The 8,515-nt window shown below is 41.0% G+C and carries 10 protein-coding genes; all 10 read left to right on the top strand.

The annotated features are described in order from the left end of the window. The first annotated feature begins 290 nt into the window (after positions 1–290). The 10 genes from A3773_RS16600 (at position 291) to A3773_RS16550 (ending at position 8,512) form a co-directional block, all read left to right on the top strand. Complete coding sequence (locus A3773_RS16600) at positions 291–554, top strand: hypothetical protein (protein ID WP_067988561.1); 264 nt, start codon at positions 291–293, stop codon at positions 552–554. A 1,111-nt stretch (positions 555–1,665) separates the two neighbouring features. After that, positions 1,666–2,013: a copper resistance CopC family protein gene (locus tag A3773_RS16590; protein ID WP_067988554.1), complete on the top strand. Its 348-nt coding sequence runs from the start codon at positions 1,666–1,668 to the stop codon at positions 2,011–2,013. A 30-nt stretch (positions 2,014–2,043) separates the two neighbouring features. Continuing rightward, entirely contained in the window at positions 2,044–2,946 is a 903-nt protein-coding gene (locus A3773_RS16585; RefSeq protein WP_067988551.1) for a CopD family protein, read from the top strand. Between the two features lie 364 nt (positions 2,947–3,310). Then, entirely contained in the window at positions 3,311–5,557 is a 2,247-nt protein-coding gene (locus tag A3773_RS16580) for a heavy metal translocating P-type ATPase (RefSeq protein WP_067988547.1), read from the top strand. 15 nt (positions 5,558–5,572) lie between these two features. Next, entirely contained in the window at positions 5,573–5,941 is a 369-nt protein-coding gene (locus A3773_RS16575; protein ID WP_067988544.1) for a cupredoxin domain-containing protein, read from the top strand. Further along, the gene (locus A3773_RS16570; RefSeq protein WP_067988540.1) at positions 5,931–6,290 is read left to right on the top strand and encodes a DUF2933 domain-containing protein; all 360 of its coding nucleotides are present in this window, start codon (positions 5,931–5,933) and stop codon (positions 6,288–6,290) included. The genes A3773_RS16575 and A3773_RS16570 overlap by 11 nt, the downstream gene beginning before the upstream one ends. Further along, on the top strand, positions 6,280–6,906 hold the full coding sequence (locus A3773_RS16565; protein ID WP_067988537.1) for a methyltransferase family protein: 627 nt from the start codon (positions 6,280–6,282) through the stop codon (positions 6,904–6,906). The genes A3773_RS16570 and A3773_RS16565 overlap by 11 nt, the downstream gene beginning before the upstream one ends. A 5-nt stretch (positions 6,907–6,911) precedes the next feature. After that, complete coding sequence (locus A3773_RS16560) at positions 6,912–7,253, top strand: hypothetical protein (RefSeq protein WP_067988535.1); 342 nt, start codon at positions 6,912–6,914, stop codon at positions 7,251–7,253. A 2-nt stretch (positions 7,254–7,255) separates the two neighbouring features. Beyond that, the gene (locus tag A3773_RS16555; protein ID WP_331709179.1) at positions 7,256–7,822 is read left to right on the top strand and encodes a carboxymuconolactone decarboxylase family protein; all 567 of its coding nucleotides are present in this window, start codon (positions 7,256–7,258) and stop codon (positions 7,820–7,822) included. Between the two features lie 459 nt (positions 7,823–8,281). After that, the gene (locus tag A3773_RS16550; RefSeq protein ID WP_067988529.1) at positions 8,282–8,512 is read left to right on the top strand and encodes a hypothetical protein; all 231 of its coding nucleotides are present in this window, start codon (positions 8,282–8,284) and stop codon (positions 8,510–8,512) included. Positions 8,513–8,515: the final 3 nt, after the last annotated feature.

The following is an 8,515-nucleotide window of genomic DNA, read 5'->3' as shown; positions in this document are numbered from 1 at the left end:
GAATTCGCTGACCATTTTACCAACTTAAGCCTGTGTAAGCTCCGGGAAGGGTTTTGTTAGTTTTCACACAGCCTGTGCCAAAAGCAGACATGAGTATGCACTCTTCTCATTCAGTTGCAGGTAAGCTCTGATGCATTATTTTTATATTGGTCCAAATGTGCGTAAGGAATAATTAAAATGAAAAAAGTCATTAGAGGACTAGTGATCAGCTTATTAGTGTAACTCTCCCGTTAACGGTTGCCCACGCGGACTCCAAAGATAAAGAGCAGAGAGAAGCTGCCAAAGAGCAAATGAAAAACGAACGCGAACGCATGAAGCACGATAAAGAAATGGTAAAAAAACAGCGTAAACGTGATGAGGAATATCAGCGTGAGAGTCGTAAAGAGCGTGAAGAAATTGAACGTGAAGACCGTAAAGACAAAGAAGAGTACGACCGTGAGATGCGAAAGGATCGGGAAGAGCATCAGCGTGAGATGATAAAATATAGGGAAGAACACGAAAGAGAAATGCGGAAAGAAAAGGCAGAGCATAAAAGAGAATCACGTAAAGATTAAGATTCAATAATTACGCTGTGTAACAATTGAAGGGGAATCAGTATCTACGCTGCTTCTTCTTTATTTTGTCTGTTATTTTATCACCATACTAAATATTCTGGCCACTCTTACGAATACAGCATCGCAGATTTTATTTAGATGTATGCAATGTGTTAGCAGACTTATGATACCTTCCACTCAACAAACTAAAGATAGTTTTTTATTAATATTCTGGCACAGTGAGGGGATGAATAGAAAGGCTCCGTGGAGTCCTTGTAATTCGTTATTTATTTTGATGTTGACCTTCTAGTAACTGGAAGGTTTATGCTTTAACAGGGCTTATGAGATTTGTTTTTTTCGCACAATATATAGAGGCAAATTCAATCTTGGCCAACACACAATTGACGTATTCAACTATAAAAATAGTTGGTATTTTATTAAGTAAACCAAGGTTAACTGAACCTCAATTAGTGCGTTTTGATTTGAAATATTAATATTGAACTTCTTTCGGTAATGAACAAGTCTATGCGAACTGCTCATTTTCATATATATCAGAATACCCGACGAGCCAACTTCAGGAGAGTTGGTATTTCTATTCTGATTCTATTTGCTATAAGTTGGTTGAGCAGTATCAATATGGCCCAGTTATCTGTGGCAGATGTTGGTCAAGGTGAAAACTTAGGACCTACGATTATGTCTACCTCTATGATGTCTGAGTATTGCGATCATGGAGTTAGTTCTGGTTCGTGTACTAGTGTAGTTGCAGATAAAGATTGTTCTGCAACGCATTGCAGTATCACCGCTGTTTTAACGTCTTCCACAGAGCCTAAAATTCATCGGATGGGGTATGCAGGTTTCCTATACTTTAATCGTTATACTTATCTTGCGAGTTCCCCGCCTTATACCCCGCCTATAACACCGTACGTTTAGCATCACGTGTGAGGCATATGTGTCCCGCGATATTGAATTACCCTTATTTGGTTAACTAAACGAGAGTTACTAGAGAATAAAAAACTCTGTTTGTATAGAGTTATTTATTTTGTTCTTTTCCACGTTTGTAGTTGCAGTAACTGAGGAAACGACAATTGCTTCCTAAGACTCAACCATCTGAAAATATAAAAGGTAAAGTAATATGAAAAAGTTCCAAGCGTTGTTAGCTGTTGCTGCACTCACAGTATCTTCGTCGTTGTTTGCTCACGGTATGATGAACGGTAGCTATCCACAAGATGGAGCCATGATGATGGAGCCTACCGATAGAGTTGAAGTTAATTTTGCCAAACCAATGAAATTGGTCAGCCTCAAAGTTGTTGATTCTAGTGGCAAGCCAGTATCAATTGATTTTAAACGCTCTAAAGAAGCAGGAACTTCATTTAAAGCGATGATACCGAGTTTGAAACCAGATGCTTATAAAGTGCATTGGAAGGCCATGGGTGGTGACGGACATATGATGAAAGGATCGTTCGTTTTTATGCAGCATTAATCTCCAGTATCTGAAAATTAAGTTGAGGCTATGATGGAATTTACAGCATGGGAATTCTGGATTTTGATAACCCGTTGGATTATGTATTTAGGGATGTCTGCCGCTGTAGGTGGAGCCGCTAGCCTCCACTTGATGAGGATTCATGAGGAGCTTAAAGAACCGCTGGTACGCTATACACTGTTATTCTTATTGGTCGGAATAACAGCGGCTCTGGCTCATTTTTTCGTACGTGTAGGAGCATCTTTGGAGGAGGGTGTTACCGGTATGTTCGAACCGGATATGGTATCTATGATGTGGGAGTCCGCTGTTGGTGATGCCTTAATGGCACGAATATTAGGTTTTTCACTGTTCATTGTGACGATTCTTATACATGTTTTCGTCAGACGATACCGGCCTGCTGAGGGCGCTAAGCTAAATGTGCTTGAAGTGTTAATGGCTTGTATCGCTATCGGATTAATTGCTTTTTCCTTTACTGAAGCGGGCCATGCTGTTGAACAACCATTTTTATTTCAGTTGGTGTTATCTGTTCATATTTTACTAACCGCTTGGTGGATGGGGTCATTGTATCCCTTGTGGTTGATCTGTCATCGATTGCAATATAACGATGCACATCAAGTGTTAGAACGATTTGGTCAACTAGCGGTTTTCGCAGTAGCTGTGCTCTTTAGTGGGGGGCTATTTTTAAGTTATGAATTAACTGGATGGAATAATTTATTCACTGATACTTATGGCAATCTACTGCTTACTAAATTAGCGTTTGTGGGCGCTATCTTAATGTTAGCTGCGTTTCATAAGTTATATTTAGTCCCTCAATTACTTCATTCGCGAGATGCGGCAGCGCTGAAAAAATCAATTTTTCTAGAAAAAATCATAGGTGCTGGAATTTTTGGAATAACGACAGTGATGACTACCTTGGTTGGACCTGTTCATTAATTAGGGGTGATCAAGTCCCTAGTGATAGGCTAATCAGTTTAATTACCTAACCGATTAGGTTGTTCCGTCTCTATCACATTTATAAATATGAGTTTTGGGTTGCTTGCAGAAACTTCTTGGTTTCTGCAACAACTGTCATCTGTAGCTTTTAATATTTCATATAGGGGCTTGCGGGTACCCTGCTGATCAACAATATTAGAGTTTTTTGGTTGTCTGGTCGATTCACCTTTCTTTCCACTATTCCTTGATAAATTTATGAGCCTACTCCTCTTGACCTTACATTAAGAGGAAGGTCTATCCTGATCACAGAAATGCTTTTTTATGCCTCTCACTAGGGGCTTACAGTGTGTTACAGGTGAACAGGATGAGTTCCAATAATCCAAATAAAGAGACAATCCTTTTGATTGAGGGTGCTGGCTGTGCCAGTTGTGTCGGGAAGATAGAAGGCGCGTTATCAGAGGTATCTGGAGTTAAGACTGCTTCAATGAATTTCGCGCAAAGAACTGTGCTTGTTACAGGAAATGCGAATGAAGATGAATTGCTAGGTGCCATTGGGAGTGTTGGCTATCAAGCGAGCCTCGTTAAGCAAAATGATACAGAACTGTTAGATGAGAAAGAAAAATCGGAGGCTGCTTACTATAAACGCTTAATGAAAGAGATGACGATTGCACTGGCATTAGGTATTCCCTTAATGCTCTATGGGCTCTTCATTGGCGAAATGACAGTCACAACCAATCCTGAACGAATCTCTTGGTTAGTCGTCGGCCTTTTGACCTTAGGCATCATGTATTTCTCTGGGCGACATTTTTATATAGGTGCTTGGAAGTCTTTTCTAAACCACAGCGCGAATATGGACACCCTCATCGCGTTGGGTACGGGTACCGCTTGGATTTATTCCATGGTGGTTGTATTTGCGCCTGACGCTGTTCCTCTGATGGCCAGGCATGTTTATTTTGAAGCTACCGCCATGATTATCGGTTTGATAGATCTTGGTTTAGCGCTTGAAATCAAAGCAAGGGGCCGAACTTCAGAGGCAATTAAGCGTTTAATTGGTTTACAACCAAAAAATGCCCGTGTACTTCGTGATGGTGAAGAGCTTGATATCCCAATAGAGGATGTTGTGCTTGAAGACCTTCTTAGAATTCGTCCAGGTGAAAAAATCCCTGTTGATGGTGTTGTGGTTGAAGGAAATACGTCAGTCGATGAATCCATGTTGACGGGTGAGCCCATGCCAGTGAAGAAAATAAGTGGGGATGAGGTTGTCGCAGGATCAATTAATAAATCAGGGTCAGTAATATTTAAAGCGACACGTGTTGGTAAGGATACAGCATTAGCTCAGATCATCGAGATGGTAAAGCGGGCGCAAAACTCGAAACCCTCTATAGGGCGATTAGCCGATGTAATATCGGGCTACTTTGTCCCTGTTGTGATGATTATCGCAATTCTTAGTGCTTTAGCATGGTTGAACTTCGGTCCTGCACCAGCGCTAGCATTCGCTATCGTTTCCGCAACAACCGTTCTAATCATCGCATGTCCCTGTGCTCTTGGTTTGGCTACGCCAATGTCAGTGATGGTAGGCGTAGGTAAAGCGGCAGAGGCAGGCGTGTTGATACGTAACGGTGAAGCTTTGCAGACTGCTTCTAAGATCAGCGCAATGATCTTGGATAAAACAGGGACGATTACGGAAGGAAGCCCGAAAGTTACTGAGATTCAAGTGACAGGTGACTACAAGGAAGAAGAGATACTTTCTTTAGCTGCAAGCCTTGAATCTGGATCTGAACATCCTTTAGCTCTAGCAATCGTTGAGTCAGCTCAGGAGCGAGGGCTTGTATTGTCCAAGGTTGCTAATTTTGAAGCTATTGCCGGACATGGTGTTGAAGGGAGTATTGATAGTAATTCGATTTTGTTTGGTAATGAAAAGTTGATGGATGAAAGATCAGTGTCAATTGAGCATTACATAGCGAGTGCACAGAGGGTGGCATCTGAAGCGAAAACGCCAATGTATTTGGCAATTAATGGAGAGCTTGCTGCAATTATTTCAGTATCTGATCCTATTAAAAATGACTCCGTTGAGGCGATAAAGCGTCTACAAGCCAATGGGATTCGTGTCGTTATGCTGACGGGGGATAATCGGGCCACAGCTCAAGCAGTAGCGGAGAAGGTTGGAATTAGTGAGTTCTTTGCAGAGGTCCTACCTGAAGATAAATCCATCAAAGTTGAAGAGTTACAAGCTCAGGGTGAAATAGTAGGTATGACAGGTGATGGTATTAATGATGCGCCTGCTTTAGCTCAAGCAAATGTCGGCTTTGCGATTGGTACAGGTACTGATGTTGCGATTGAAAGTGCAGATATCACGTTGATGCGTGGTTCCTTGCATGGATTGGCAGATGCCATAGCCATCAGTAAAGCTACGCTACGAAATATAAAACAAAACTTATTTGGTGCGTTTATCTACAACGTAGCAGGGGTCCCATTCGCAGCAGGTGTGTTGTACCCATTCTTTGGATTACTTCTTAGTCCTGTTATCGCAGGCGCAGCCATGGCGTTCTCGTCATTGACGGTTGTGAGTAACGCAAATCGGCTTCGTTTATTTAAAGCATCAGATCATTAATAGGAGGCTTATATCATGCTGGTAATCAATATCTTGGGCTTTGCTCTGATCTCTTTGATCGTTTGGTGGTTTTGGCTCTATAAGCCCAGAGGTGGAGTGGTCGCAAAAGGTACAGTCCCCATTACTGTCAATAACGGAGTCTATACACCTGCACAAGTAAGGGTCATGGCAGGAGAAAAGGTGACACTCAGTTTTTTGAGGAAGGATAACTCACCATGCTCTTCAATTGTTCAATTTAATAATCTAGAAATCAGTGAAGAGTTGCCACTCAATAAAACCAAGGAGATATCGCTTGAATCACTAAAACCTGGGACATATCCATTTTCATGCCAAATGCAGATGTACCGTGGTGAATTAATCGTAGAGGGTAAAGATGATGAATAAGAAATCTTCATTTTGGTGTTCAAAAAGTGGAGTTGCTGCACTATTAATGATTGCGGTGGCAGGTTACTTCCTATTGGTGGAACATGGGGAGCATATCTTTCCCTATTTGCCTTTCATTATCTTACTAATGTGTCCACTAATGCATCTGTTTATGCATGGTAACCATAAGCATGGGGGGCACAAACATCATGAGAGCCCAATAGAGGAAAGTAGTGTTTCTAAAGGGCTAGATTCTGACAACTTTGTTGATCAAAGTAAGCAGAATGATGCATACCGTGAAGGTTATATTGAGGGGTTGAAAACAGCGAGAGAGGAAACAGCACAACAGGAGCAAAAGCATGAGCAATGATTATGGGTTATGGCCCCTTGTTATTATCAATTCAGCTGTGTTTATCTTTTTTGCGTTTAGTTTTATTAAACCTAAAAATAAAATGGACTGGCGTAGTTTAGGTGCATTTTCAGCCTTTATTATTGCGCTCTTTACAGAGATGTATGGCTTTCCTTTAAGTATTTATTTCCTTTCGGGTTGGCTGAGTGAAATCTACCCTGAGGTAGACTTCTTGGCCCATGAAAATAGTCACTTGCTACATACATTGCTTGGTTTTGAAGGCGATCCTCATTTTGATCCTCTGCATTTGGCTAGCAATGCGCTAGTTGTAATTGGATTTTTTATTTTGGCATCAGCTTGGAATGTATTGTACAGCGCTCAGAAACAGCATCGTCTAGCTAAAGATGGGTGGTATGCGCGATGCAGACACCCTCAGTATGTAGCGTTTATTTTGATTATGTTTGGTTTCTTACTGCAATGGCCAACAATTCCGACGTTAGTCATGTTTCCGGTTTTAGTCATCGTTTATGTGCGTTTAGCTCACTATGAAGAAGGTGTTGCTCAAACAGAGTTTGGTGATGAGTACGCGAAATACAAGCAAGTCACTCCAGGATTCATTCCAAATTTTTCGAGGTAATAGTCATGAGTAAAGAGCATCGTTTGGGGGTATCTGAAATTAACCTAGTTGAGAGGCACCTGAAAGTACAAAAGGCAACGGAGGAACAGGTTTGTGCAGCTGTTGAAGAGATTGACTCGCTTTATGGTATTGATGAGGTAAGTTTTGATCCAGAAAATCAGTTGTTTCTCTTGGAGTATGATGCGAGCAGATTATGTATCGATAGTTTGGAGAAACTGATCTCTAAACATGACATCGAGATTAGTCAAGATTGGTGGTCAAGATTTAAAGAGAGCTATTATCGATATGTAGATCAAAATGTACATGACAACCATACCCATACGCCCTGGAGCTGTCATAAAAAATAAAAATGGTGAGAGTGATGCGTATAAATACTAAAAACCTTCAAGATTACCCTTTTTATCTTCGACCATTTTTTTGGAACCAGAGCCGTAAGTACGGGATGGTGCTTAAGCCAGCTCTTCTTTGGGCTAGAGTTCCACGTCTGTTCGCAGCAGTTGCCTTATTATTTGGGTCTTTAGATTATAAAAAATCTGCGATATCTCCTTCACTCAGATCAATGATTACGGTGAGAGTTTCTCAGATTAACTGGTGCGAATTTTGTGTTGATGTGAACTCATATATGTTTGCTAAGCGGGAAGGCGATATAACCAAGTTGAATGCTCTGTCTGAGTGGAGTGAAAGCACTTTATTTGATGAGCATGAACGAATGGTTCTTGAGTATGTAGATGCCATAACCTACAGCGATAGGCATGTGACAGACGTTTTGATGGATAAACTGCGTTTGTACTTCGATGATGATGGCATTGTTGAACTGACGGCTCTGATCGCGTTTCAAAATATGTCGAGCAAGTTTAATAGTGCGCTCGACGTACCCTCTCAAGGCTTTTGTAGGATGCCATCAAAAGAAAACTGATCTCCCTCTATATACAAGCTAAACCTTAGTTCCTATTGACCTTCCAGTAGCTGGAAGGTCTAAGTTTAAAGCCAAGGGTTACAGGCATAATTCGGATTAACATTAGTCGTGATTGTGAAAATTAGCGTTTAGAAAACGCAATCTAGAAACGTGTGATGAAACATTTAATGGTAGAAATACTGAGTGTTGCTTTTGTGGGGACAGGATTACGAGCTTACGCAAATCAAAAAGAGGCGGGTATGCAGAATGGAGAAACCTGTGACCGACCCCAAATGATGCGCCAGATGATGGAACATTAATCTCAGTAAGATATGCATATGCATCGTTAATGTTTGATATTTGAGTTGAAAATGACCTCATTTCTGTTTTTGAGTCGGCAGGGTTGTGAGATTGAAACGTTGCCCTTCATGACAGATTTAAAAAATCTAATAAAGAATTAAAATTCAAGGAGCTTACGCTATGCAGATAGAACAGATTAAAGATATCCTTGATTGGATCGTAGACTTCCATCAGCAAATGACCCAATGTTACGAGCATTGTGCTGAGCAGGCTGAGTCTCTTAGGCTAAAAATGTTACTGGAGTACCTTTCAGAACATGAAAAGCAGTTAACCCAAACTGTTCTGGTCAACAATTCCGGACACTTAAACTTGCTAAGTTTTCATATTGAATCGGCGATAAATCATCGTTAGATG

The sequence above is a fragment of the Neptuniibacter pectenicola genome, assembly GCF_001597735.1.
GTDB lineage: Bacteria > Pseudomonadota > Gammaproteobacteria > Pseudomonadales > Balneatricaceae > Neptuniibacter > Neptuniibacter pectenicola.
This window is presented reverse-complemented; position numbering and strand designations above follow the sequence as displayed.

What these genes read in the sequence shown, in the direction of transcription:
- A3773_RS16600 (WP_067988561.1), top strand. Translation starts at nt 291, where the DNA reads ATGAAAAACGAACGCGAACGCATGAAGCACGATAAAGAAATGGTAAAA.
- A3773_RS16590 (WP_067988554.1), top strand. Translation starts at nt 1,666, where the DNA reads ATGAAAAAGTTCCAAGCGTTGTTAGCTGTTGCTGCACTCACAGTATCT.
- A3773_RS16585 (WP_067988551.1), top strand. Translation starts at nt 2,044, where the DNA reads ATGATGGAATTTACAGCATGGGAATTCTGGATTTTGATAACCCGTTGG.
- A3773_RS16580 (WP_067988547.1), top strand. Translation starts at nt 3,311, where the DNA reads ATGAGTTCCAATAATCCAAATAAAGAGACAATCCTTTTGATTGAGGGT.
- A3773_RS16575 (WP_067988544.1), top strand. Translation starts at nt 5,573, where the DNA reads ATGCTGGTAATCAATATCTTGGGCTTTGCTCTGATCTCTTTGATCGTT.
- A3773_RS16570 (WP_067988540.1), top strand. Translation starts at nt 5,931, where the DNA reads ATGATGAATAAGAAATCTTCATTTTGGTGTTCAAAAAGTGGAGTTGCT.
- A3773_RS16565 (WP_067988537.1), top strand. Translation starts at nt 6,280, where the DNA reads ATGAGCAATGATTATGGGTTATGGCCCCTTGTTATTATCAATTCAGCT.
- A3773_RS16560 (WP_067988535.1), top strand. Translation starts at nt 6,912, where the DNA reads ATGAGTAAAGAGCATCGTTTGGGGGTATCTGAAATTAACCTAGTTGAG.
- A3773_RS16555 (WP_331709179.1), top strand. Translation starts at nt 7,256, where the DNA reads ATGGTGAGAGTGATGCGTATAAATACTAAAAACCTTCAAGATTACCCT.
- A3773_RS16550 (WP_067988529.1), top strand. Translation starts at nt 8,282, where the DNA reads ATGCAGATAGAACAGATTAAAGATATCCTTGATTGGATCGTAGACTTC.